We start from the raw sequence: 22,120 nt of genomic DNA on the forward strand, positions 1-22,120 counted from the left end.
TGGGCCTGTCACCGCACCCGGCCCACCGCCGTCGGGCATCGCTGCGAGAAGGCGCGCGTCAGAGACGCGCGGGGACCTCGCCCGGCTCGGCGCCCTTGACGATCGGGACGCGGACCGCGTTGCCCCACTCGGTCCACGAACCGTCGTAGTTGCGGACCTTGTCGAAGCCCAGCAGGTACGTCAGCGCGAACCACGTGTGGCTCGAGCGCTCGCCGATGCGGCAGTACGTGATGACCTCGTCGTCGGTCGACAGGCCCAGGCCGCCCTCCTGGTAGATCGCCTCGAGCTCCTCGCGCGACTTGTACGTGCCGTCGCCTGCGACCGCGGTCGCCCACGGGACGTTGCGCGCCGTGGGGATGTGGCCGCCGCGCAGCACGCCCTCCTCGGGGTAGTCCGGGATGTGCAGGCGCTCGCCCGTGAACTCCTGCGGCGAACGGATGTCGACGAGCGGGCCGTTGCCGAGGTGCGCGAGCACGTCCTCCTTGAAGGCGCGGATCGTCTCGTCGTCGCGCTCGACCACGGGGTACTCGACGGGCTCGGGGGACGGGACGTCGGTCGTGGTCTCACGGCCCTCGGCGATCCACTTGCCGCGCCCGCCGTCCAGGAGGCGGACGTCCTCGTGGCCGAAGAGCGTGAAGACCCACGCCGAGTAGGCGGCCCACCAGTTGTTCTTGTCGCCGTACAGGACGACCGTCGTGTCGCGCGAGATGCCCTTGGAGCCGAGCAGCTGGGCGAAGCCCTTGCCGTCGAGGTAGTCGCGCAGGTCGGGGTCGTTGAGGTCGGTGTGCCAGTCGACCTTGACCGCCCCGGGGATGTGGCCCGTCTCGTAGAGCAGCACGTCCTCGTCGGACTCGACCACGACGACGTCCTCGTCGTGCAGGTGCTCGGCGAGCCAGTCCGTGGAGACCAGGCGGTCGGGGTGGGCGTAGGCGGCGATCTTCTCGGTCGTGTCGAGGGGAGCGGACATGGTGTCCTCCTGAGGGCTCATGGGCTGGCAGGGCGGCGGCGGGGATGCCCGCAGGACGGGGCGGGCGGGATCGAGCTGAGACGTGCGTGCCGGCGCGGTCGGTACCGCTCGGGCACGTCCGCCACTCTAGGAACGCCGTCCACGGACCGGAAGGCCCGTCGCGCATGCTGAGACAGTGTTACCCGCTGCCTCGGTGGCGGCCGTCGGGAGGCTGCAGGAGGCGTCAGTCGCGCGCGATCGGCGCGGTCGTCGCGCCCGTGAGCGAGACCAGGTCCGCAGGCGCGAGCCCCACGTCGAGCCCGCGCCGCCCGCCCGAGACGTACACCGCGTCGAACCCGAGCGCCGACTCGTCGAGCACCGTGCTCAGCCGCTGGCGCTGGCCGAGCGGCGAGATGCCGCCCACCACGTACCCGGTCGCGCGCTCGGCCGCGGCCTGCTCGGCCATGGCGGCCTTCTTGCCGCCCGCCGCGTGCGCGAGGGCCTTGAGGTCGAGCTTGCGGTCCACGGGCACGACACCCACGACGAGCGACCCGTCGACCGACGCCACCAGGGTCTTGAACACCTGCTCGGCGGGGATGCCGATCGCCGCAGCCGCCTCGAGCCCGTAGCTCAGGTCCGAGGACGGGTCGTGCTCGTAGGGGTGCACGGTGTGCGGGACGCCGGCCTTCTCGAGCACGACGAGGGCGGGGGTGCCTGCGTGGGGGGAGGACTTCTGCTTCTTGGCCACAGGACGATTGTGCCCCCACGCCTCCTGACGCAGCGGGAGGTGCGGCGACCCGGACGCGTCAACCCGGACGGTGCCGCTGCGCGCCCCGTGGCTCTGCTAGCGTCCGGTGCCGTCATCGGCGCACAAGAAGGGGGCTTCGTGCTGGTAGGGGATCTGGGCGTGTCGTACGAGGCGTTGAGCGACGGGTCGACGCGGTTGTCGGCGTTGGCGGGGCAGGTTCCGGAGCGGGCGCAGGCATGGTGCGGACGTGGGGAGCCCGGTGGTGGCCGCGTCGTTCGCGGGGAACCTTGGGGTTCGCGGCGCTCGTCGTCGGTGCGTCAGCGGGGTGTTCTCCCGCTCCCACCCTTCCGGTGGGGCCGTCGGATCTGGCGACGCCGGAGATTCGGTGGGAGGGGGGTGAGCCGTCGGGGCCGTTGGAGTCGGATCCGTGGGTGCAGGCGGTGCGGGCGTCGGAGCTGAACAGGGCGTTGGCGGTGAACGCGCACGACTTCAGCGACATTGACCTGTGGAACACCAGGTCTTCGTTTCTGATCGCCAGTTCGACGTCCCACGTGTCTAGCCGTGCCGCTTCGGAGCCCGACAACCCGTTGGTGGTGCTGGCGCCGTTGGCGTTCGAGCCTGTGCAGGTGGATGTGGACCGGTCGGGCCGGAGCGCGACCGTCGTCGTCTGCGAGTTCGGTGGGACGTGGGTGTCGTTGCAGGACATGACCGTGGACCTGGAGGCGGACTGGGAGTACAGCGCGTACGAGGTCGTGCGGGGTGAGGACGGACACCTGCGCGCCGGGGCGGGTGGGCAGCTCCCGCAGGAGATCCTGGACCAGGGGCGGGTCGCGCGGTCGCTGGCCTGTGAGCCGTCGCAGCGCAGCATCGGGTGGTTCGACCCAGCCCCGGTGGTGACGCCGTTCGGTCCGGAGGACGTCGTCACGGCCGGTGACTGCGAGCGACGCCACGCAGTCACCGGCCGGGTGACGGAGGTCTGCAAGGGCCGCGCGATGACTGAGCGGCTGGGGACTTCTAGACGTTGACGTCGACGAGCGACCCGATCCCGTAGGTCACGCCCATGGCGATCGCGCCGCCCAGGACGGTGCGGATCGTCGCGCGCCGGGTAGGCGCCTGGCCGAGACGTGCGCTGCCCCACCCTGTGAGCACCAGCGCCAGGACGACAGCGATGAACGTCACGGGGATCCGGGCCGCGGTGGGGGCGAGCAGGATCGCGGCCATGGGCAGCAGGCCGCCGACCGTGAACGACACGATCGACGCGACCGCAGCCTCCCACGGCGACGTCAGGTCGTCGGGGTCGATGCCCAGCTCGGCGTCCGCGTGGGCCGTGAGCGGGTCGTTCGCCGTGAGCTGGACCGCGACCTCGTGCGCGAGCTCGGGCGTGAGCCCCTTGGCCCGGTAGATCCCGGCGAGCTCGGCGAGCTCCTCGTCGGGCATGGTCGCGAGCTCCTCGCGCTCCTTGGCGAGCATGGCCTCCTCGGTGTCGCGCTGCGTGCTCACCGAGACGTACTCGCCCGCGGCCATCGACAGGGCGCCCGCGAGCAGCGCCGCGGCACCCGCGGTCGCGATGACCGGGATCGACGTGCTGGTCGCGGCGACGCCCACCACGACGCCCGCGGTCGACACGATCCCGTCGTTCGCGCCGAGCACCCCGGCCCGGAGGCGGTTGAGCCGCGCACCGGTCCCGTCGCTGCGGTGCTGCTCGCCCTCGTGCGGAGTCGTCTGCGGTCCCGGTGCGCTCATGAGGCCACCGTAGGACGGGGGAGCGGGCTTGTCGTGGTGGGCCGCACTGCGCCGCGACAGGTCTCGCCCTCTGGTCGTCCAGCCTGACCGCCCAGGCCTGTGACCTGCACCTCAGCCCCGCCAGGACCTTCGTCCCTGGCCGATCCGGGCACCTCCTGAGAGGCTCGTGGTGGCAGAGGTGACCGCCGGCAGGGGATGCGTCAGGGGCGCATCGGGAGCAGGGAGAACGCGCATGAGCATCGACGACCCCCGAATCGATCGGATCCTCGCGGCCGCGTCCCGGGCCCCCAGCGTGCACAACACCCAGCCGTGGTCGGTCCACGTGCACGGCACGATGCTCGACGTGCGGGCCGACGACTCGCGTCGCCTGGCCCACGCGGACCCCGCCGGGCGCGAGATGTTCATCAGCTGTGGGGCGTTCCTCGCCAACCTGCGGGTCGCGGCACGTCGCGAGTCCTTCCGCCCGGTGCTGTCCGTCCTGCCGGACGACGGCGATCCCGCGCTCGTCGCCCGCGTCGACCTGGTGCCGGGCGTCCTGCCCGACGCCGACGAGCTCGACCTCGCGGTCGCGATCGAGCGTCGCTCGACGTCCCGCGTGCCGTTCGAGGACCAGCCGCTCGACGCCGACGTCGTCGACGACCTGGACGGGGCCGCCGCCTCGGAGGGGGCCCGCCTGGTGAGCCTCGCGCCGCAGGCCCCTGAGCGGACCGTCCTGCTGGACCTCGTCCGGCGGGCCGAGGAGGAGGCGGGGCGGGACCACTCGGGCCGCGTCGAGCAGGCCCGCTGGGTCACGAACGACCCCGACCGCCCCGACGGCATCCCGGTCGCGGCGCTCGGGCCCCGGAGCGAGGACGCCCTGGCGCCCGTCCGCCACTTCGGCGGTGACTCCACGAGCGACCGGGCGGCGTTCGAGCACCGGTCGACGCTCGCGGTCCTCACGACCCCGGGCGACACCGTACGGGACTGGCTCGCGGCGGGTCAGGCGCTCGAACGGGTCCTGCTGACCGCGACCACCTACTTCGTGCACGCGTCGTTCGCGACGACCGTCCTGGAGAACCCGGCCACGCGGGCCGAGCTCACCGCGGCCCTCGAAGCGGGCGTCCCGCAGATGGTCATGCGGCTGGGCTACAGCACGACGTCCCCCCGCACTCCGCGCCGCCCGGCCGACGACGTGGTCCGGTAGGCCGACCGAGACGGGTGCTCGCGCACGAGACGGGTCTCCCCGCCCGTGGTGAGAGGACCCGTCTCGTGCGGGACCACCCGTCTCGCGTCAGATCGTCCCGACCGCCACGACGCTCAGCACCACGGCTCCGGCCTCGTCGCTCGCCGCAAGGTCGACGACGGCGCTGATCGCCCAGTCGTGGTCGCCGGCCGGGTCGTCGAGCACCTGGCGGACGAACCACGTGCCGGGCTCGACGCGCTCGCCGTCGGGGCGCACGCCGTTCTCGACGATCTGGACGAGGGCCGACGATCGCGCCGCGGCGTCCACGCCGATCGCGTCGTTGCCGTGCAGCTCGAACATCGGGTCGAGGGCGTCGGCCCAGGCGTCGCCGTCCCAGCCGCTCGCCTTGTCGAGGGCTTCGAGCGCGTCGTAGTTCTCGCGCGCTGCGAGCTCGACCCGGCGGAACAGGGCGTTGCGGACCAGGACGCGGAACGAGCGCGGGTTGCCCGTGACGGGGCGGACCGGGGCCTCGGCTCCCGTGCCGGACAGCGGGCCGTCACCGACCTCGTCGTCCGCGTCGTCGTCCACGGGGTTGGCCAGCCGCTCCCACTCGTCGAGCAGCGACGAGTCGGTGCCGCGCACCAGCTCGCCCAGCCACTCGGTGATGTCCTGGACCTCCTCGGTGCGGTGCTCCTCGGAGATCGTCTGGCGCATCGAGCGGTACGCGTCCGCGAGGTAGCGCAGCACGACGCCCTCGGTGCGGTCCAGGCCGTAGACGGACACGAACTCGGCGAACGTCATGGCCCGCTCGACCATGTCCCGCACGACGGACTTGGGCGAGAGCTCGGCGTCCGAGACCCACGGGTTCGAGTGCTTGTAGGTCACGAACGCCGGTTCGAGGAGGTCCGCGAGGGGCTTGGGCCACGTGATGGTCTCGAGCAGCGCCATGCGCTCCTCGTACTCGTACCCCTCGGCCTTCATGGCCGCGACGGCCTCCCCGCGGGCCCGGTGCTGCTGCGCGACGAGCACCTGGCGCGGGTCGGACAGCGTGGCCTCCAGGACCGAGACGACGTCGAGCGCGTGCGTGGGGGACTCGACGTCGAGCAGGTCGAGCGCCGCGAGCGCGAACGGCGAGAGCGGCTGGTTGAGGGCGAACTCGCGCGGCAGGTCGACCGTGAGGCGCACCGTGGGGCGCTGCCCGCTCGGGTAGGTCGGGTCGGGCACGCGCACGCGCTCGACGATGCCCGCGACGCGCAGCGAGCGGTAGATGCGGAACACCTGGCGCACGTGGCGCTCGCGCTGGGCCTCGGTGTCGTGGTTGGCCGTGAGCAGGTGCTTCATCGCTCGGACTGGATCGACCCCGCGGTCGCCGCGCGCGAGCACGTTGAGCACCATGGCGTGGTTGACCGTGAAGTGGCTGGTCAGGGCCTCGGGGTCGGCGTCGCGCAGGCGCTCGAACGTCGCGTCGGTCCAGTTGACCGCTCCCGCGGGCGCCTTCTTGCGGACGATCTTCTTGAGCTTCTTGGGGTCGTCGCCCGCCTTGGCGAGCAGCTTGCGGTTCTCGATGACGTGCTCGGGGGCCATCACGAGGACCTCGCCGAGCGTGTCGTAGCCCGCGCGGCCTGCGCGCCCCGCGATCTGGTGGAACTCGCGCGCCGTGAGGTGGCGCATGCGCTCGCCGTCGAACTTCACGAGGCTCGTCATGAGGACCGTGCGGATGGGGACGTTGATGCCCACGCCCAGGGTGTCGGTGCCGCACACGACCTTGAGCAGCCCCGCCTGGGTCAGCCGCTCGACCACGCGCCGGTACTTGGGCAGCATGCCCGCATGGTGCACGCCCACGCCGTGGCGCAGGAACTTCGACAGCGTCCTGCCGAACCCCGAGGTGAAGCGGAAGTCGCCCAGCTCGGCCGCGATCGCGTCCTTCTCCGAGCGGCTCGCGACGTTGATGCTCAGCAGGGCCTGGGCGCGGTCGACCGCGTCCTTCTGCGTGAAGTGCACGACGTAGACGGGCGCCCGGTGCGTCGTGACGAGCTCCTCGATGACCTCGCCCAGCGGTTCGACGACGTACGCGAACGTCAGCGGCACGGGACGCTCGGCACTCGTGACCTCGGCGACGGGGCGTCCCGTGCGGGACTCGAGGTCCTCGGTGAACGTCGAGGTGTCGCCCAGGGTCGCGGACATGAGCACGAACTGCGCCTGGGGCAGCTCGAGGAGCGGGACCTGCCAGGCCCAGCCGCGCTGCGGGTCCGCGTAGTAGTGGAACTCGTCCATGACGACCTGCGCGACGTCCGCGTCGGCGCCGTCGCGCAGCGCGATGTTCGCGAGGATCTCGGCCGTGCAGCAGATGATGGGCGCGGTGGGGTTGACCGACGAGTCGCCCGTCATCATGCCCACGTTCGCGGACCCGAACACCGCGACGAGCGCGAAGAACTTCTCGCTCACGAGAGCCTTGAGCGGGGCCGTGTAGTAGCTGCGCCCAGGGACCCCCGAGCGGTGCGCGGCGAGGGCCGCGTAGTGCGCGCCGACCGCCACGAGCGACTTCCCCGAGCCCGTGGGCGTGGCCAGGATGACGTGCGCGCCCGAGAAGATCTCGATGACGGCCTCGTCCTGGTGGGCGTAGAGGTCGATCCCCGTCTCGGTGGCCCACTCGGTGAACCCTTCGTAGAGGGCGTCAGGGTCCGGGGTGCCCGAGCCGTCCGGTGCCGGCAGGTGACGGACCAGGCCGGGCTCGGGACGGGTGGTGGGGGTCGTGGTGCTCATCGTGGCCATTGTCGCAGAGGCGTTGTCCGCCGGGGGATCGCGGGCCCCCGCGCACTCGCCGCGCGGACCCGCGGCTGCCCGTGGAAGTCTGTGCGCATGGTGACCGACCGGCGCGCGGACGCGCCCCGCTTCCACCCCGAGACCGCGGCGCAGTGGCGTGCGTGGCTCGCCGAGCACCACGACGACGAGGTGCCCGGCGTGTGGGTCGTGCAGTGGCGGCGTGCGAGCGGTCGTGACCCGATCGACTACGACGCGCTCATCGAGGAGGCCTTGAGCTTCGGGTGGATCGACGGGACCGTCCAGACGATCGACGACGAGCGCTCCATGATGTGGCTCACACGGCGGCGGCCGGGCAGCCGGTGGACGCGCCTGAGCAAGGAGCGGGTCGCGCGCGCCGAGGCCGACGGCAGGATGACCGATGCGGGTCGCGCGGTCGTCGACGCCGCCCGGGCGGACGGGTCGTGGACGAGGTACGACGACGCCGAGGCGCTGGTCGTCCCCGACGACCTGGCCTCGGCGTTCACCGGCGCACCGCCTGCTCGTGAGCACTGGGACGCCTTCCCGCCCGGCGTGCGCCGGCTGATCCTCGGCTGGATCGCGGAGGCCAAGCGGGCCCCGACCCGCGCGGCCCGCATCGCCGAGACGGCCGAGAAGGCGCAGCGTGGGGAGCGCGCGCACTCCCAGCCCCGCTGAGGGACCCGCCGCGACACGGGGCACCGCGGGAGGTTAGCGTCCTCGCGACGGCTGCACCGCCGTCGGGCTGGAGGAAAGAAGCATGGACGTCTTGCAAGAGGCGCTGATCGACCCGTTGAGCAACGCCCTGTACTCGTACGTCCTGATCTACGTCCTCATCGGCGCGGGCATCTGGTTCACGATCCGCACGCGCGCCGTCCAGGTGCGGCTGTTCGGGCTCATGTTCCGCCTCGTCGGAGGCTCGACCGGCGCGGCCGAGGGCGGCATCTCCTCGTTCCAGGCGTTCTGCGTGGGCCTCGCGTCCCGCGTGGGGACGGGCAACATCGCGGGTGTCGCGATCGCGCTGACGCTCGGCGGCCCGGGGGCCATCTTCTGGATGTGGTGCGTCGCGCTCATCGGGATGGCGACGGCGTTCGTCGAGGCGACGCTCGGCCAGATCTTCAAGGTCCGCGCCGACGACGGGTCCTACCGCGGCGGCCCCGCGTACTACATCCAGCGCGGACTGGGGTCGCGCCGGTGGGGGATCGTGTTCGCGATCCTGCTGATCTTTGCGTTCGGGTTCGCGTTCAACATGGTGCAGGCCAACACGATCAGCGAGGCGCTCGACAACGGCCACGCGGTCTCGCCGGGCTGGACCGCGGTGCTCCTCATGGTCCTCGCCGCCCCGGTGCTGTTCGGCGGCGTCAAGCGCGTCGCCAAGGTCGCGGGGATCGTGCTGCCGGTCATGGCGGGCGTCTACGTCCTGCTCGCGGCGACCATCATCCTCATGAACCTCGGCGCCGTGCCGGGCGTGGTCCGGCAGATCGTCGAGGGCGCGTTCGGGCTCGACCAGGCGGTCGCGGGCACGGCGGGCGGCATCCTCGCGGCGCTGCTCAACGGGGTCAAGCGCGGCCTGTTCTCGAACGAGGCGGGCATGGGCAGCGCCCCGAACGCGGCCGCGACGGCCACCGTCTCGCACCCCGCCAAGCAGGGGCTCATCCAGTCCCTCGGGGTCTTCGTCGACACGATCGTGGTGTGCTCTGCCACGGCCTTCATCATCCTCATGGCGGGGCCGTCCGTCTTCGACCCCGGGACCACGACCGACGCCGCCGGCGCCTCGCTCACGCAGGAGGCCGTCGCGGCCCAGCTCGGGACGTGGACCGTGTGGCCCATGACGGTCCTCGTGTTCGTCTTCGCGTTCTCCTCGGTGCTCGGCAACTACTCGTACGCCGAGGTCAACCTGACGTTCCTCGGCATCCGCGCCAAGGCGCTCACGGCGCTGCGCACGCTCGTGCTCGCGGCGATCGGCATCGGGTCGCTCATCGAGCTCGAGGCGGTCTGGGCCGTGGCGGACGTCGCGATGGCGCTCATGGCCCTCGTGAACCTCGTCGCGATCACGCTGCTGGGTCGCTGGGCGTTCGGCGCGCTGAAGGACTTCGAGCGCGTCCGCAAGGACGGGACCGACGCCCGGTTCGTCGGGACCGGGAACCCCGACCTGCCCGGCGACGTGCCGGGCGACGTGTGGGCGCCGGTTCAGCAGGACTCGAAGGCGTAGCCCGCAGAACTCTGGGTGCGTCGGGGGAGCAGCGTCAGCCCAGGTCCCACAGCAGCCGGTAGTAGGCGATGCGCTCGGGGTCCGGCTCGATCCCGTAGGCCTGGTACACGATCCCGTCGTAGCCGGGCCCGTAGTTCCACTCGGTGCTCCACGCGGCCACGGCCAGGTCGGCCCAGCGGTCGGCGACCCCGAGCGACCCGAGGTCGACGTGCGCCGCGAACGAGCCGTCGGCGGACAGCAGGGTGTTGGGCGCGCACGCGTCGCCGTGGCACACGACGAGCCGGTCCACCGGGGGCGTGAGGTCGAGCAGAGGGCGGGCCTGCGCGACCGTGAGCCGGGCGTGCTCGGGGAACCACTCGGACGGTCCCTCGCCGTCGGCGATCCGCTCGTCGGCGCGCGCGACGCGCTGCTCGACGCTCCACGTGAAGGGGCAGTCGTCGACGGGCAGGGCGTCGTGCAGGACGCGCAGCCCGTGGCCGATCGCCGCTGCGGCCGTCGCGGGCTCGGCGATCCAGCGCGGGTCGACGGCCGATGCCGCGTCGATCGCCTCCGTCACGAGCCAGGCACCGACCTCGTCCTGCCCGGCGTCGAGCACGCGCGGCACGGTGGTGAACCGTGACGCCCACGCGAGCCGCTCGGCCTCGGCGAGCAGGTCGATCTCCGGGGTCCCGGCCGCGACCCACTTGACGTACCGGTCGGTGCCCCAGCGGAACGTGAGACCACCGAGGTCGTTCTGCCACACCGCGACCAGGTCCCCACCGCCCCCGGAGTCGACGAGCGAGCGGACGGCGGCCGGCACGGGCACGGGACGGGTGGGGATCTCTGCGAGCGGCGGACGCGACATGCTCCGATCCTGCCAGGCCGCCCAGCACCGCCGAGACGGGTGGTCCCCCGCGAGACGGGTGCCTGCGCCTCGGTCCGGACCACCCGTCTCGCGCCGAACCGCCCACCTCGTACCTGGCGCCTCTCGTACCCGGCCCCGCGTCAGCCCAGCAGGCGCTCGCAGACCTCGAGCAGCCGTGCGCGCAGCACGGCCGAGCGCTCCGCGAACCCGCGCTGGAGCCGCACGTACTCGGCCTTGCCCGCGGGCGTCTCGATCGCGACGGGGGTCTCGCCGTACGACGACACGTCGTAGGGGCTCGCCCGCATGTCGACCCAGCGGATGTCGCGTGCGAGCTCGAACGCGTCGAGCACGAGCCCGCTCGGCACGGCGGGGCTGAGCTTCACGGCCCACTTGTAGAGGTCCATGTTGGCGTGCAGGCACCCCGGTTGCTCGAGCGCGGGCTGTGTCTCGCGCGTGGGCTGGAGCCGGTTGAGGCTCACGGCCTCGGGGGTGAAGAAGCGGAAGGCGTCGAAGTGCGAGCAGCGCACGGGATGCGTCGCGACGACCTCGTCGGTGCCGCGGGCGCCGAGCCGCAGCGGCAGCGGGTGGCGGTGGTCGCGACCTTGGGCGTGGTCGCGGTAGACCATGGCCCACTCGTGCAGCCCGAAGCACCCGAGCGTCGCGGGCCGCGAGGCGGTGGCGGCGAGCAGGTCGCGGGCGTAGCGCACGGTGTCGCCCCGGTCGGCGAGGAACGCGTCGACGTCGAGCGCGACGTCGTCGCCCGCGCCGGTCCGGTACCACCGCCAGGAGGCGCGCTCGGCGAGGAGGGGCGCGACGTCGTCGGGCCGTGCGGTGCCGGCTGACGTGAGGACGACGCCCGCACCCGGGTGCCACCGGCGGAGCTGGGCGGGGCGCGTGGGGTAGTAGGTGAAGAGGAAGTCCTCCACGGCGTGCTTCTCGCCGCGGGCCTTGCGCTCGCGCCAGCCGGCGGTCAGGGCGTCGGCGCGCTCGGCGTGCGCCGCGGCGAGGGGGAGCCACTCGTCACCGGCGAGAGGACCAGGCCCGACGGCGGTGCGCGCCGTCGCAGGGCGCGCCCGGTGGGGAGCAGGGAGCGTGGGCATGCTTCCAGGGTAGGTGCCGGCCCGGGGTGGGCCGTCGGGGGACGTGTGCGCGGTCGCGGGCGTTTTCACCCGTCAGTCCCCTTCGCGTCATCTCCACACATGGAACACTCGTTCCAGAGTGCGCGCGGGGGACGCGCGCGCCTCCCACCTCCGCAGACCCCGGCGTCGCCGTGCCGTCCACGACCAGAAGAGGAGCAGACGAATGACGTACCCCCCTCCCGGACCCGCAGAGCCGACCCCGCCGTCGCTCGGCCAGCCCGGAGCGCCGCAGCCCTCGCCGTACGGACAGCCCGCCTACCCCGGACAGCCCGCGGCCTGGGGGCCGGAGCAGGGCGGCTACCCGCCCTACGGCGTGGTCCCGCCCAGGAGGTCCAACGCGCTGGCGATCACGGGACTCGTGCTCGCGATCGTCGGGCTCGTGCTCTGCCTGATCCCGATCATCAACCTCTTCGCGGCGGTCCTGGCGCTCGCGGGGCTCGTCCTGGGCATCGTCGGGCTCGTCAAGGCAGGGACGCTCGGCAGCGGCAAGGGCATGTCGATCGCCGCGATCGTCATCTCGGTGGTCGCGGGCATCGGTGTCGTCGTCTCCCAGATCTTCTTCGTCGCCGCGCTCGACGAGCTCTCGTCGAGCCTCGGGTCGACGAGCATCTCGAGCTCGTCCCCCGACGAGACGGCCTCCGACGAGGTCCCCGCGGACGGGACGGGCGCGGACGTCGGGGACCCCGCGGCCGGTGCGACGTCGCCGGCCCTCGCCTTCGGGGACGCCGCGGTCTACGAGGACGGTCTCGAGGTCGGCGTGAGCGCGCCGGCCGCGTTCACGCCCAGCGACACGGCCGCCGGCGACGAGGGGTTCACCCAGTTCGTGCGCATCGACGTCACCCTGACGAACGGCACCGCGGACACGTTCGACCCGACGCTCACCTACGTCACGATCTCCTCGGGCGGTGCGGAGGGGGCCCAGGTCTTCGACGCGGCGCACGAGATCAGCAGCACCCCGAGCGCGGCCGTCCTCCCGGGGCAGTCCGTGACGTTCCCCGTGGTCTTCGGCGTCACGGACCCCGCCGACCTGACCATGGAGGTCAACGTCGGGGCGTGGGAGTACGACGCGGTCGTCTTCTCGACGACGGGCTGACGCCGGCGGGGCCTACGGGCGCGTGGGCTCCGCCGACCCGTCCCCGACGGGCGCCGGGTCCTGCTCGGGGGCCTGCTGCCAGGGCCACCGGCCCGTGATCTCGAGCTCGAGCGAGAAGCTGAGGAACGTCCGGATGAGGACGATCGCGGCGAGCACCGCGACGCTCTCGAGCGTCGGCGTGATCGCGACGGTGCGGATGATGTCGGCCGCGACCAGGAGCTCGAGCCCGAGCAGGATCGAGCGGCCCAGCCGCCGCCGGAACAGGCGGTAGACGTTGCCCTCCCGGCGTCGGGTCAGGGACAGGAACGCCGCGTACAGCGCACCGACCACGATCGCGGCGACGCCCGCCGCGTCGACCACCTTGCCGACGACCTCGATCACCTCGGCGAACGTCATGAGCCGAGCGTAGGCCGGAACGGCCGAGCGGGCTGGTCGGGACGGGCTGGTCGGGACGGGCCGGCCGGGTGGCGGGCGCCGGTCAGGCGAGCGGGTCCGCGCGGGGTGCCGGCCTCACGAGGGCCTCGGCAGGGTGAGGATCTCGGCCCCGTCGTCCGTGATCGCGATCGTGTGCTCGCTGTGCGCGGTCCGGCAGCCCGTCGCGCTCCGGAGCGTCCACCCGTCGGCGTCGGTGACGAGCTCGACGGTGTCCTGCATGACCCAGGGTTCGAGGGCGAGCAGCAGCCCGGGGCGCAGCCGGTATCCGCGGCCGGGCCGTCCCGCGTTCGAGACGTGGGGGTCCTGGTGCATGGTCGATCCGATGCCGTGCCCCCCGAACTCGGTGTTGACCCGGTATCCGGCGTCGCCGAGGACCGTGCCGATGGCGTGGGAGAGGTCGCCGACCCGGGCGCCGGGTCGAGCGGCCGCGATGCCCGCCGCGAGGGCGCGCTCGGTCGCCTCGATCATGGCGACGCTCTCCGCGGGCCGCGCGTCACCCACCACGAAGCTGATCGCGGCGTCGGCGGCGATGCCCCTCAGGGAGACGGCGAGGTCGAGCGTCAGCAGGTCGCCGTCGGCGAGCCGGTAGTCGTGCGGCCGTCCGTGCAGCACGGCGTCGTTGACGGCCGTGCAGACGTGGTGGCCGAAGGGTCCGCGCCCGAACGACGGGGCGTAGTCGACGTAGCAGGACACGGCGTCGGCCTCGACGATCAGGTCCTTCGCCCACCGGTCGAGGTCCAGGAGGTTCGTCCCGACGGTGCAGCGGTCCTTGAGCGTGTGCAGGACGTGGGCGACCAGGGCCCCCGTCTCTCGTGCTCGGGTCAGCTCGGTGGGGTTCAACAGCTCGATCATGCGGCGCCTTCCTCGTGAATCCAATAACTATACCGGCCATGTTATCCCGGTACTAGAATCGGATCCATGGTCAGGTTGCCGCTCACTCCAGCCGAGGTCGAGCGCGGGCAGCGCCTCGGGGCTCTCCTGCGTCGGGCCAGGGGGGATCGCTCGATGCTCGAGGTCGCGCTCTCCGCGCGCGTCTCACCGGAGACCCTCCGGAAGATCGAGACGGGCAGGGTCGCCACCCCCGCGTTCCCGACCGTCGCCGCGATCGCGGACGTCCTCGGCCTGTCCCTCGACGCAGTCTGGGCCGAGGTCGCTAGACCTGAGGACGACCTGCGCGCCGACGAGGGCGCGCGGGAACGGTGGGCCTCCTAGGCGGCCACGTCGCCTACTCGGTCGCGTCGAGGAACGCCTGCGCGAGGCGCTTGGGCGCCCGTGCGAGCCACGCGTCCTCGAGCAGCTCCTCGAGCTCGGGGACCGCGACGCGGTCGAGCCGCGCGAGCACGATCGGGTACCCCGCGAAGTGGGCCGTCGTGAAGAAGGTGCTCGGCTCGTCGCCCACGAGCGCGAGCTTCTCGCCCTCGTCGGCGACGTAGAGACCGAGGGGCGCGGCGTCCGGCGCGGACGCGCCCAGCTCGTCCAGGTCCCGACGGCGCAGCGGCCGCTCCCAGGCGAAGTTCCGTCCGTGCACGGCCCACTCGCGCGGGCGGTGCTCGGCGGTGTCGGGCAGCACCGCCGCGATCCGTCCGACGTCCTCCCACGTGGCCATGCTCCGACGCTACGCCCCGGCGCGCACGCTGTCACCGCTCGCTCCCGAGCGGTACGTCCCGACGCTCAGAGCGACGAACCCCAGAGGTATCCCGCGAGCGCCAGCGCGACGCACGCCACGAGCACCCCGATCGAGTACGCGAACGCCGTGCCGTACCTCTTCTGGCGGACCAGCTGGACGGTCTCGTAGCTCGCGGTGCTGAACGTCGTGTAGCCGCCCAGGAACCCGGTGCCGATCACCGCGGCCACGTCCGCCGGTGCGAGCCGGGCCACGACCAGGCCCGTGAGGACGCCCAGCGCGAGGGAGCCGGACAGGTTGATGACCGTCGTCGGCCACGGGAAGGCGGTCCGGACCGTCGAGCGGACGACGCCGTCGACGACGAAGCGGGTCCCGGCGCCCAGGCCGCCCGCGACGGCGACGACGAGGAAGAGGACGAACGTCACCGGCGCACCTCCCGGTCGACGGGACGCCCGGACGCGGGGAGCCTCGCGCCGACGACGATCCCGAGCACCGTCGCCGCGGTCCCGACGACCAGCGTGGCGGCGACGTAGACCGCGGCCACGTCCGTGCGCGACGCGTCGACGAGCAGCGCCGTGCCGGTCGCCAGGGTGCTGTACGTCGTGAACCCGCCGCAGAACCCCGTCCCGAGGAACAGCCTCAGCCGGCCGGCGCGCGGTTCACCGGTCCCGCGACGGGTCAGGGACTCGTAGAGGAGTCCGAGGACGAAGGCACCGACGACGTTGACCAGCAGGATCGCGAAGGGCAGCCGGTCGACGTCCGGCACGGCCAGCACGACGGCCTCGCGCCCCGCGGCCCCGAGCGCTCCGCCGACCACGACGAGCCCGATCGCGGCCGGGCGCAGGTGGTTCGGCCTCTCGCGTGCCGGCATCAGGCGCGGCCCTCGGCGGGCAAGGATCCGGTGCCCGGGGGGACCATCGGGACGACCACGACGGGACGGGTCTGACGGTGCGCGAGGTGGATCGCCACGGACCGGTTGAAGAGCTCGTGGATGCCCCGGCCGGGTCCGTGGGTGCCCACGACGACCAGCTCCGCGTCCACGGTCTGCGCGAGCCGGGCCAGCGCGTCCGCCGGGTCCCCGGCGAGCAGCCGGGTGCTCCAGCGGACGCCGACCGCGTCGAGGGCCGACGCGAGGCGTTCGAGGAGGTCCGGGTCGAGCTCGTCGTCGTGCGCGTCGTGGAAGTCCGGGTCGATCGGTGCGGACGTCACGTGCCCGTCGGCGCTCTCCGAGACGACGAAGCGTGCGGGGTTCACCGTCGCGCAGATCAGCTCGGTGCCGAGGCGCACCGCGAGCCCGGACGCGACACGCAGGACCTCCTCGGGCTGCCCACGAACGACTCCCAGGACGACCGGTCGCGGGTTCTCTCCCATGGCCCCACCCTACCGACGCCCGCCCTGGACCGGAGCCCCGTCCAGGACCTCCGGCCTGCCCCGGACCTCCGGCCCGCCCGGGACCGGAGGTCGTGCAGCAGGGTCAGAACGGTGCGACCTTCCGCGCCCGGGGGAAGATCTCGTCGAGCGCGGCCAGGTCCTCGGCGCTCGGAACCCAGGCGCCGGCCGCGGCGTTCTGGCGGACCTGCTCGGGCCGGGTCGCCCCGGCGATCACGCTCGACACCTGCGGCTGGGCCAGCAGCCACCCGAACGCGACCTCGACCTCGGTCACGCCGCGCTCGCGCGCGAACGTGTGGAGCGCCCGCAGAGCCTCCCACGGCGCGGACTCCAGCAGGTGCGGCTTGGAGTGGACCAGGCGGCCGTCGTCGGGCCCGGTGCCGTCCGCGTACTTGCCCGTCAGGAGACCGTTCGCGAGCGGGAAGAACGGCAGCACGCCCAGCCCGTAGGCGGCGGCCGCGGGCAGGACCTCGAGCTCGGCCTCGCGGTCGATCAGGTTGTACTGGTTCTGCGCCGACACGAAGCGGACGGTGCCCGCCAGGCGCGCCTGGTACTCGGCGTCGGCGATCTGCCAGCCCGCACGGTTCGAGTGCCCGACGTAGCGGACCTTGCCCGCACGGACCAGGTCGTCGAGCGCGGAGAGCGTCTCCTCGACGGGCGTGCGCCTGTCCGGCGTGTGGAACTGGTAGAGGTCGATCCAGTCGGTCCCGAGGCGACGCAGCGACGCCTCGACCGCCTTCACGACGTACCGCCGCGAGCCGCGCGCCCGGAAGTCCTCGCCGTTGGCGCCGTGCATGGGCATGCCGAACTTCGTGGCGACCACGACGTCCTCACGCCGCGAGCCCAGCGCCTTGCCCAGCAGCTCCTCGCTCAGGCCGGGCTGCGCGCCGTAGACGTCGGCGACGTCGAAGAACGTGATGCCCGCGTCGAGCGCGGCGTCGACCAGCGCGCGGGACCCGTCGAGGGACTCGGTCGCGGTGCGCGGGCGTCCCAGGTTGTTGCAGCCCAGGCCGATCGCGGACACCGCGAGGCCGGACGAACCCAGGCGACGGACCTCGGGGCGGGCAGGGGAGTCGGGTGAAGAAGTCGTCATGCGCCCGACTGTACGTCCCCGCCGGGGGTGGGTTGCGCCGTCGGGACGGCGTCTCGCCGGGTGGTCTCGTCGTCCTCGACCGCGAGCGGGGACGAGACCCCGTGGGCGTCGCGAGGTGCAGGGATCGACGCTGCACGCCCCGCGACCCACCCCACGAACCTCTCGAGCGGGCCGCGCCCGAACCACCACCGCCACACCGTCGCGAACACCAGGCTCGCGACGACGAGCAGGAGCAGCTCGCCGTTGCCCGTCCCCGCCATGAGCGGTTTCTCCCATGCCCAGATCGCGACGATCTGCAGGCAGTAGACGGTCAGTGCCATGGACCCCACGGCCGCGAGCGGGGCGAGCACGCGCAGGACCGGGCGCCGGCCACCGAGCAACAGGCACAGACCCAGGACCGCGAGCGCGAACCCTCCCGACCCCAGCACCTCGAGCGTCGTGTCCGTGTGCGGCCCGGCGAGCCACAGGTAGTCCGACGTCGGCAGCGGGGCCGACCACGGCAGCGGCTCGGGCTGGTAGAGGCCCGACGCGTACGCGGCCGACTCCTGGATCCGCTCGGCCCGCCCCGACCCCGCGAGGACCTGGGTCAGCGTCGTGCCCGTGAACAGCGCGGACAGCAGGTACGCACCCAGCGCCGTGGCCGCGCCGCCACCCACGAGCCGCACCTGGAGCCGCCGCGAGGTCAGGTCGAGCCGCCCCAGCCCGAGGCCCACGAGCACGAACGCCATCCACACGAGCGCCGGGTAGTGCCCCGTGAGCAGGAAGTCCGTGAGCGCCCCCGACCCGTCCACGGGCAGCGTGAGCTCGGCCCGCAGCAGGACCTCGGGCAACCAGTACGTGAGGAACGGCCCCACGACCGCGACCACCAGCGCCAGCCCGAACAGCCGCCGCGGGGCCCACCGCAGGAACGGCAGCGCGAGCACGAAGTACGCCGCGTAGAAGCCCAGGATCAGGGCCACCGGGGTGCCGAGCAGGTCGAGCAGGCCCGCGAGCGCGAGCAGCAGCACGGCCCGCACCAGGATGCGCGTGCGCGCCTGGAGCGCCGGTACGCCCGACAGGGGGGTGCGGCGTCCCGAGACGAGCGCGAGCGAGACCCCCGCGATTACCGCGAACAGGATCGAGGACCGCCCGTGCACGAGCGAGAGCCAGCCGTCGCCCGTCGAGAAGTCGTCCGACGTCACGCCGACGTGCGCCGCGAACATCCCGAGGATCGCGAGCCCACGGGCCAGGTCGACGCCGGGCACCCGGTCGCCCGCAGGCAGCAGGAGGGCGGCGTGCCGACGCCAGAACCCGTTCGACGACGTCGCGGGGGCAGGGCGGGCAGGGGCGGCCGGGACAGTGGTCACGCACCGATTCTCCCGGGTGGTCGCCCGCCCCGGCCGTGCGGCGCGCGCGACGGGACGAACCGCACCCCGACCCTTCCCCGCCCATGATGTGAGAACAGGGCTGTGGGAAGGGTGGAAGCGTTCTACCGTGCAAGCATGACCCACACCCCCACGCCGGGCCAGGACGTCACCGCCGACGCCACGCCCGACGCCCATGCGCCCGACGCCCCCACCGGGGCCCTGGGCAGCACGCCCAGCATGGAGTCCGAGTCGTACACCCACGGCCACCACGAGTCCGTCCTGCGCTCGCACCGCTGGCGCACCGCGGAGAACTCCGCAGGCTTCCTCCTGCCGCACCTTCGCAGCGACCACCAGGTCCTCGACGTCGGCTGCGGGCCCGCGACCCTCACGGTCGACCTGGCCCGGCACGTGCCCGGAGGCACCGTGATCGGGGTCGACGCCTCGGCCGCGGTCCTCGAGAGCGCACGCGAGCTCGCCGCCGGCTCCGGGCTGAGCAACGTCTCGTTCCAGCAGGCCAACGCCTACGAGCTGCCCTTCGCCGACGACACGTTCGACGTCGTGTTCGCGCACCAGCTCCTCCAGCACCTGTCCGACCCGCTGGCCGCCCTGCGCGAGATGAAGCGCGTCGCCAAGCCCGGCGGCATCGTCGCCGTGCGCGACGCCGACTACGCCGCCATGACCTGGTACCCCGAGTCCGCGGGCCTCACCGAGTGGAACGAGCTCTACCACGAGGTCACGCACGCCTACGGCTACCAGGCCGACGCCGGCCGACGCCTCCTCGCCTGGGTCCAGGAAGCAGGGTTCGACCCGGCCCAGATCGTGCCGTCGGCAGGGGTCTGGTGCTACTCGACCCCCGCGGACCGCGCCTGGTGGGGCGGGCTGTGGGCCGAGCGCTGCATCGCGTCCAACTTCGCCGTCCAGGCCAAGGAGTCGGCGCTCGCGGACGACGTCGCCCTCGAACAGCTCGCGCAGGAGTGGCTGCGCTGGGCCGAGGAGCCCGCCGGATGGTTCGCCGTCCTCAACGGCGAGGTGCTCGCCCGGGCCTAGCTCCGCCGTCGGGCCGTGCCGGCGCACGCACCGCGACGAGGCCGCGACCCCCGACCAGGGGGCCGCGGCCTCCCGCGTCGGTAGGCTGGGCCCGTGCGCATCGCCAGATTCACCACCGGAGAAGACCCCCGCTACGCCCTCGTGCAGGAGGAGGCGGGCAAGACCTACCTCGCCGTCCTCAACGGCGACCCCCTCTACATGCCCGTCCTGCCGACGGGCGAGCGGATCGAGCTCGGGGACGGCGTCCGCCTCCTCGCGCCCGTGATCCCGCGGTCCAAGGTCGTCGCTGTCGGGCGCAACTACGCGGCTCACGCGGCGGAGATGGGCAACGACGTCCCGACGACGCCGCTCATCTTCTTCAAGCCCAACACCTCGGTCGTGGGCCCGGACGACCCCATCGTGCTGCCCGACTTCACCGAGGAGGTCAGCTACGAGGCCGAGCTCGCGGTCGTGATCGGGCGCATCGCGAAGGACGTGCGTCCCGAGGACGCGGCGTCCTACATCCTCGGGTACACCGTCGCGAACGACGTGACCGCGCGTGACGCCCAGCGCACCGACGGCCAGTGGGCCCGCGCCAAGGGCTTCGACTCGGCGTGCCCGCTGGGCCCGTGGATCGACACCGACCTCGACGTCGACGACCTCGCGGTGACCTCGCGCGTCAACGGCGAGACCCGCCAGGACGGTCGCACGCGCGACATGATCTTCGACGTCCCCTACCTGGTGTCGTACATCTCCGAGGCGTTCACGCTGCTGCCCGGCGACGTCATCCTCACGGGCACGCCCGCGGGTGTCGGGCGCATCGACGCGGGCGACCGCGTCGAGTGCGAGGTCGAGGGGCTGGGAGTGCTCTCGAACCCTGTCGTCCGCCGCTGACACTCGCCGTCGTGGGCGAACTCGTGGCCGCCGTCCCGCGAGGAACGGCGGCCACCGCCCCGCCCACGCGCCTCTCCCTGGGGTCAGACGGCCCGGGCCGCCTCCAGGAGGCGGTCCTCGCACCAGCGCTGCGCGTTCTCGAACGTCGTGAACTCGTGGTCGACGCCCGCGAGCAGACGACGCTCGAACGGGTCGACCACGACCACGTGCACGCCCTGAGCACGCAACCGGGCCACGAGGGCGCGCAGGAGCTGCGCGCCGAGCGTGACCACGCGTGACGTGCGGTGCAGGTCGAGGATCAGCCACCGCTCGCCACCCGGCAGCGGCGAGGGCAGGTCGTCGACCGAGCGCAGGATGGTCTCGGCCGCCGCGAACTCGACCGTGCCCTGGACCGCGCGCACCGAGATGGCAGCGCCCAGCTCCCGCAGCCGCAGGAGCTGGGCGGGCGTGCGGTGCGCGAGGTGGCGCAGGCGGTCCGCCCGCGTCGAGCGGTAGAGCGTGGGCACGTCACGGTCCGGGCGGTGCATGAGGTGCAGGTCGAACTGCCGGGAGATCTCCTGCGCGGCCGCGACCGAGCGCACGCTGTTGCCGCGCGCGTCGAGCGGCGGGCTGAACAGGCCCAGGCCGAACTGGCCCACGCCCACCGAGACCAACCCGCCCGAGACCCCGCTCTTCGCGGGCAGCCCCGCGCGCAGGAGCCACTCGCCCGCGTAGTCGTACATGCCGCTCGTCGCCATGACCGCGAGCACCCACTCGGTCACGACCTCGTCGACCACGCGCTCGCCCGTGACCGGGTTCACGCCGCCGTTCGCGAGGGTCGCCGACATGCGCGCGAGGTCGCGGGCCGTGACGAGGACCGCGCACTGGCGGAAGTACGTGTCGAGCGTGCCCTCGACGTCCGCCGCCAGGGCTCCTGTGCTGTGCATGAGGTAGGCGATCGCGCGGTTGCGGTCCCCGGTCTCCGACTCGCTCACGTAGACCCGGCCGTCGACCTCGAGCGGGCGCCCCGCGAACGCGCCCAGCACGTGCAGGATGCGTGCGAACCGCTCCTCCTCGGTGTCGGCGCGCACGAGCGACGTCGTGACGATCGCGCCCGCGTTGACCATGGGGTTCGGTGGCCGTCCCGTGACGGGGTCGAGGCGGATCGAGCTGAAGCCCTCGCCGCTGGGCTCGGCGCCGACGTGCCCGAGCACCTCGGGCAGCCCCCGGTCCATGAGCGCCAGCGCGAACACGAACGGCTTCGACAGGGACTGGATCGTGAAGGGGGCGTCGGCGTCTCCCGCGGTGTAGATGCTGCCCGTGACCCCGGCCAGCGCGACGCCGAACAGCGAGCGGTCGGCCGTCGCGAGCTCGGGGATGTAGGTCGCGACGGTGCCCTCGTCGAGACCGCGGAAGGCCTCGTGCACCGCGGCGAGCGCGTCCGCGATGAGGCCGCTCGCGCCGGTGCCGGCGGGGTGGTCGGAGGGGTCGGTCGCGGTGGTCGGGGAGTGGTCGGAACCTGCCATGTACGCGATTGTGCGCCTCGGCGCGGCCCTGTGCCCGGCGGGCGGGTGGCGTCCTGTCCGGCGCGCGGCAGGCGCACCGACCGGTGGGCGGCCCACGCCCTGCCGTGCGGGCGCCCGACCGGGCGCCCGGGGCCGGCGCACGG

At 73.1% G+C, this 22,120-nt stretch carries 23 protein-coding genes; 8 read left to right on the top strand and 15 right to left on the bottom strand.

Annotated features, from left to right (window positions below):
- Positions 1-58: 58 nt before the first annotated feature.
- The gene (locus ACFVQ3_RS13715; protein ID WP_387639928.1) at positions 59-967 is read right to left on the bottom strand and encodes a sulfurtransferase; all 909 of its coding nucleotides are present in this window, start codon (positions 965-967) and stop codon (positions 59-61) included.
- Between the two features lie 223 nt (positions 968-1,190).
- On the bottom strand, positions 1,191-1,694 hold the full coding sequence (ybaK, locus tag ACFVQ3_RS13720) for a Cys-tRNA(Pro) deacylase (RefSeq protein ID WP_387639931.1): 504 nt from the start codon (positions 1,692-1,694) through the stop codon (positions 1,191-1,193).
- 473 nt (positions 1,695-2,167) lie between these two features.
- On the opposite strand from ybaK, the gene ACFVQ3_RS13725 reads away from it, so the two are divergent.
- Complete coding sequence (locus ACFVQ3_RS13725; protein WP_387639933.1) at positions 2,168-2,719, top strand: hypothetical protein; 552 nt, start codon at positions 2,168-2,170, stop codon at positions 2,717-2,719.
- Here the strand turns inward: ACFVQ3_RS13725 and ACFVQ3_RS13730 are convergent.
- Positions 2,709-3,437: a VIT family protein gene (locus ACFVQ3_RS13730; RefSeq protein WP_387639936.1), complete on the bottom strand. Its 729-nt coding sequence runs from the start codon at positions 3,435-3,437 to the stop codon at positions 2,709-2,711. The genes ACFVQ3_RS13725 and ACFVQ3_RS13730 overlap by 11 nt on opposite strands.
- Positions 3,438-3,669: 232 nt before the next feature.
- On the opposite strand from ACFVQ3_RS13730, the gene ACFVQ3_RS13735 reads away from it, so the two are divergent.
- Positions 3,670-4,620 (top strand): Acg family FMN-binding oxidoreductase, encoded by a 951-nt coding sequence (locus ACFVQ3_RS13735; RefSeq protein WP_387639939.1) that lies wholly within the window; start codon positions 3,670-3,672, stop codon positions 4,618-4,620.
- 87 nt (positions 4,621-4,707) lie between these two features.
- On the opposite strand, the gene ACFVQ3_RS13740 is transcribed toward ACFVQ3_RS13735, so the two are convergent.
- Positions 4,708-7,362: a DEAD/DEAH box helicase gene (locus ACFVQ3_RS13740; protein ID WP_387639943.1), complete on the bottom strand. Its 2,655-nt coding sequence runs from the start codon at positions 7,360-7,362 to the stop codon at positions 4,708-4,710.
- Between the two features lie 96 nt (positions 7,363-7,458).
- Between ACFVQ3_RS13740 and ACFVQ3_RS13745 the strand changes: the two genes are divergently transcribed.
- Together ACFVQ3_RS13745 and ACFVQ3_RS13750 are read left to right on the top strand one after the other, a co-directional pair.
- Complete coding sequence (locus tag ACFVQ3_RS13745; protein WP_387639945.1) at positions 7,459-8,055, top strand: YdeI family protein; 597 nt, start codon at positions 7,459-7,461, stop codon at positions 8,053-8,055.
- 82 nt (positions 8,056-8,137) lie between these two features.
- Entirely contained in the window at positions 8,138-9,589 is a 1,452-nt protein-coding gene (locus ACFVQ3_RS13750) for an alanine/glycine:cation symporter family protein (protein WP_387639947.1), read from the top strand.
- Between the two features lie 34 nt (positions 9,590-9,623).
- Here the strand turns inward: ACFVQ3_RS13750 and ACFVQ3_RS13755 are convergent, their stop codons facing one another.
- Together ACFVQ3_RS13755 and ACFVQ3_RS13760 are read right to left on the bottom strand one after the other, a co-directional pair.
- Positions 9,624-10,433: a phosphotransferase gene (locus tag ACFVQ3_RS13755; RefSeq protein WP_387639949.1), complete on the bottom strand. Its 810-nt coding sequence runs from the start codon at positions 10,431-10,433 to the stop codon at positions 9,624-9,626.
- Positions 10,434-10,573: 140 nt separating this feature from the next.
- Positions 10,574-11,533, bottom strand: a complete 960-nt coding sequence (locus ACFVQ3_RS13760; protein WP_387639951.1) for a 3-methyladenine DNA glycosylase — start codon at positions 11,531-11,533, stop codon at positions 10,574-10,576.
- A gap of 202 nt (positions 11,534-11,735) precedes the next feature.
- On the opposite strand from ACFVQ3_RS13760, the gene ACFVQ3_RS13765 reads away from it, so the two are divergent.
- On the top strand, positions 11,736-12,665 hold the full coding sequence (locus tag ACFVQ3_RS13765) for a DUF4190 domain-containing protein (RefSeq protein WP_387639954.1): 930 nt from the start codon (positions 11,736-11,738) through the stop codon (positions 12,663-12,665).
- Between the two features lie 12 nt (positions 12,666-12,677).
- On the opposite strand, the gene ACFVQ3_RS13770 is transcribed toward ACFVQ3_RS13765, so the two are convergent.
- Together ACFVQ3_RS13770 and map are read right to left on the bottom strand one after the other, a co-directional pair.
- Entirely contained in the window at positions 12,678-13,061 is a 384-nt protein-coding gene (locus tag ACFVQ3_RS13770) for a DUF1622 domain-containing protein (protein ID WP_387639957.1), read from the bottom strand.
- A gap of 114 nt (positions 13,062-13,175) precedes the next feature.
- On the bottom strand, positions 13,176-13,952 hold the full coding sequence (gene map, locus ACFVQ3_RS13775; RefSeq protein ID WP_387639960.1) for a type I methionyl aminopeptidase: 777 nt from the start codon (positions 13,950-13,952) through the stop codon (positions 13,176-13,178).
- 66 nt (positions 13,953-14,018) lie between these two features.
- On the opposite strand from map, the gene ACFVQ3_RS13780 reads away from it, so the two are divergent.
- Complete coding sequence (locus tag ACFVQ3_RS13780) at positions 14,019-14,312, top strand: helix-turn-helix domain-containing protein (protein ID WP_387639963.1); 294 nt, start codon at positions 14,019-14,021, stop codon at positions 14,310-14,312.
- 13 nt (positions 14,313-14,325) lie between these two features.
- On the opposite strand, the gene ACFVQ3_RS13785 is transcribed toward ACFVQ3_RS13780, so the two are convergent.
- The 6 genes from ACFVQ3_RS13785 to ACFVQ3_RS13810 all read right to left on the bottom strand — a co-directional run bounded on the left by ACFVQ3_RS13785 (position 14,326) and on the right by ACFVQ3_RS13810 (position 18,552).
- Positions 14,326-14,706, bottom strand: coding sequence for an MmcQ/YjbR family DNA-binding protein (locus ACFVQ3_RS13785; RefSeq protein WP_387639966.1), 381 nt, complete (start codon positions 14,704-14,706; stop codon positions 14,326-14,328).
- A gap of 65 nt (positions 14,707-14,771) precedes the next feature.
- Entirely contained in the window at positions 14,772-15,149 is a 378-nt protein-coding gene (gene crcB, locus ACFVQ3_RS13790; RefSeq protein ID WP_387639969.1) for a fluoride efflux transporter CrcB, read from the bottom strand.
- On the bottom strand, positions 15,146-15,595 hold the full coding sequence (locus ACFVQ3_RS13795) for a fluoride efflux transporter FluC (protein ID WP_387639972.1): 450 nt from the start codon (positions 15,593-15,595) through the stop codon (positions 15,146-15,148). The genes crcB and ACFVQ3_RS13795 overlap by 4 nt, the downstream gene beginning before the upstream one ends.
- Positions 15,595-16,095, bottom strand: coding sequence for a universal stress protein (locus ACFVQ3_RS13800; RefSeq protein WP_387639975.1), 501 nt, complete (start codon positions 16,093-16,095; stop codon positions 15,595-15,597). The genes ACFVQ3_RS13795 and ACFVQ3_RS13800 overlap by 1 nt, the downstream gene beginning before the upstream one ends.
- A gap of 103 nt (positions 16,096-16,198) precedes the next feature.
- A complete protein-coding gene (locus ACFVQ3_RS13805; RefSeq protein ID WP_387639977.1) occupies positions 16,199-17,206 on the bottom strand; it encodes an aldo/keto reductase in 1,008 nt (335 codons plus the stop codon).
- Entirely contained in the window at positions 17,203-18,552 is a 1,350-nt protein-coding gene (locus ACFVQ3_RS13810; protein WP_387639980.1) for a heparan-alpha-glucosaminide N-acetyltransferase domain-containing protein, read from the bottom strand. Before ACFVQ3_RS13810 ends, ACFVQ3_RS13805 begins: the two co-directional genes overlap by 4 nt.
- 237 nt (positions 18,553-18,789) lie before the next feature.
- On the opposite strand from ACFVQ3_RS13810, the gene ACFVQ3_RS13815 reads away from it, so the two are divergent.
- Together ACFVQ3_RS13815 and ACFVQ3_RS13820 are read left to right on the top strand one after the other, a co-directional pair.
- The gene (locus ACFVQ3_RS13815) at positions 18,790-19,599 is read left to right on the top strand and encodes a methyltransferase domain-containing protein (protein WP_225228420.1); all 810 of its coding nucleotides are present in this window, start codon (positions 18,790-18,792) and stop codon (positions 19,597-19,599) included.
- A 93-nt stretch (positions 19,600-19,692) separates the two neighbouring features.
- A complete protein-coding gene (locus ACFVQ3_RS13820; protein ID WP_387639983.1) occupies positions 19,693-20,472 on the top strand; it encodes a fumarylacetoacetate hydrolase family protein in 780 nt (259 codons plus the stop codon).
- A gap of 83 nt (positions 20,473-20,555) precedes the next feature.
- Here ACFVQ3_RS13820 and glsA read toward each other — a convergent pair whose 3' ends face one another.
- The gene (glsA, locus tag ACFVQ3_RS13825; RefSeq protein ID WP_387639987.1) at positions 20,556-21,977 is read right to left on the bottom strand and encodes a glutaminase A; all 1,422 of its coding nucleotides are present in this window, start codon (positions 21,975-21,977) and stop codon (positions 20,556-20,558) included.
- Positions 21,978-22,120: the final 143 nt, after the last annotated feature.

It is taken from the genome of Oerskovia sp. NPDC057915, assembly GCF_042887685.1.
Taxonomy (GTDB): domain Bacteria; phylum Actinomycetota; class Actinomycetes; order Actinomycetales; family Cellulomonadaceae; genus Oerskovia.

Excerpts from the sequence above, each read along its gene's own strand:
- ACFVQ3_RS13795 (WP_387639972.1), bottom strand. The coding sequence starts at position 15,595 with ATGCCGGCACGCGAGAGGCCGAACCACCTGCGCCCGGCCGCGATCGGG.
- ACFVQ3_RS13785 (WP_387639966.1), bottom strand. The coding sequence starts at position 14,706 with ATGGCCACGTGGGAGGACGTCGGACGGATCGCGGCGGTGCTGCCCGAC.
- ACFVQ3_RS13755 (WP_387639949.1), bottom strand. The coding sequence starts at position 10,433 with ATGTCGCGTCCGCCGCTCGCAGAGATCCCCACCCGTCCCGTGCCCGTG.
- ACFVQ3_RS13765 (WP_387639954.1), top strand. The coding sequence starts at position 11,736 with ATGACGTACCCCCCTCCCGGACCCGCAGAGCCGACCCCGCCGTCGCTC.
- ACFVQ3_RS13780 (WP_387639963.1), top strand. The coding sequence starts at position 14,019 with ATGGTCAGGTTGCCGCTCACTCCAGCCGAGGTCGAGCGCGGGCAGCGC.
- ACFVQ3_RS13730 (WP_387639936.1), bottom strand. The coding sequence starts at position 3,437 with ATGAGCGCACCGGGACCGCAGACGACTCCGCACGAGGGCGAGCAGCAC.
- ACFVQ3_RS13750 (WP_387639947.1), top strand. The coding sequence starts at position 8,138 with ATGGACGTCTTGCAAGAGGCGCTGATCGACCCGTTGAGCAACGCCCTG.
- ACFVQ3_RS13715 (WP_387639928.1), bottom strand. The coding sequence starts at position 967 with ATGTCCGCTCCCCTCGACACGACCGAGAAGATCGCCGCCTACGCCCAC.
- ACFVQ3_RS13800 (WP_387639975.1), bottom strand. The coding sequence starts at position 16,095 with ATGGGAGAGAACCCGCGACCGGTCGTCCTGGGAGTCGTTCGTGGGCAG.
- ACFVQ3_RS13760 (WP_387639951.1), bottom strand. The coding sequence starts at position 11,533 with ATGCCCACGCTCCCTGCTCCCCACCGGGCGCGCCCTGCGACGGCGCGC.
- ACFVQ3_RS13740 (WP_387639943.1), bottom strand. The coding sequence starts at position 7,362 with ATGAGCACCACGACCCCCACCACCCGTCCCGAGCCCGGCCTGGTCCGT.
- ACFVQ3_RS13770 (WP_387639957.1), bottom strand. The coding sequence starts at position 13,061 with ATGACGTTCGCCGAGGTGATCGAGGTCGTCGGCAAGGTGGTCGACGCG.
- ACFVQ3_RS13745 (WP_387639945.1), top strand. The coding sequence starts at position 7,459 with ATGGTGACCGACCGGCGCGCGGACGCGCCCCGCTTCCACCCCGAGACC.
- ACFVQ3_RS13735 (WP_387639939.1), top strand. The coding sequence starts at position 3,670 with ATGAGCATCGACGACCCCCGAATCGATCGGATCCTCGCGGCCGCGTCC.
- ACFVQ3_RS13815 (WP_225228420.1), top strand. The coding sequence starts at position 18,790 with ATGGAGTCCGAGTCGTACACCCACGGCCACCACGAGTCCGTCCTGCGC.
- ACFVQ3_RS13805 (WP_387639977.1), bottom strand. The coding sequence starts at position 17,206 with ATGACGACTTCTTCACCCGACTCCCCTGCCCGCCCCGAGGTCCGTCGC.
- glsA (WP_387639987.1), bottom strand. The coding sequence starts at position 21,977 with ATGGCAGGTTCCGACCACTCCCCGACCACCGCGACCGACCCCTCCGAC.
- map (WP_387639960.1), bottom strand. The coding sequence starts at position 13,952 with ATGATCGAGCTGTTGAACCCCACCGAGCTGACCCGAGCACGAGAGACG.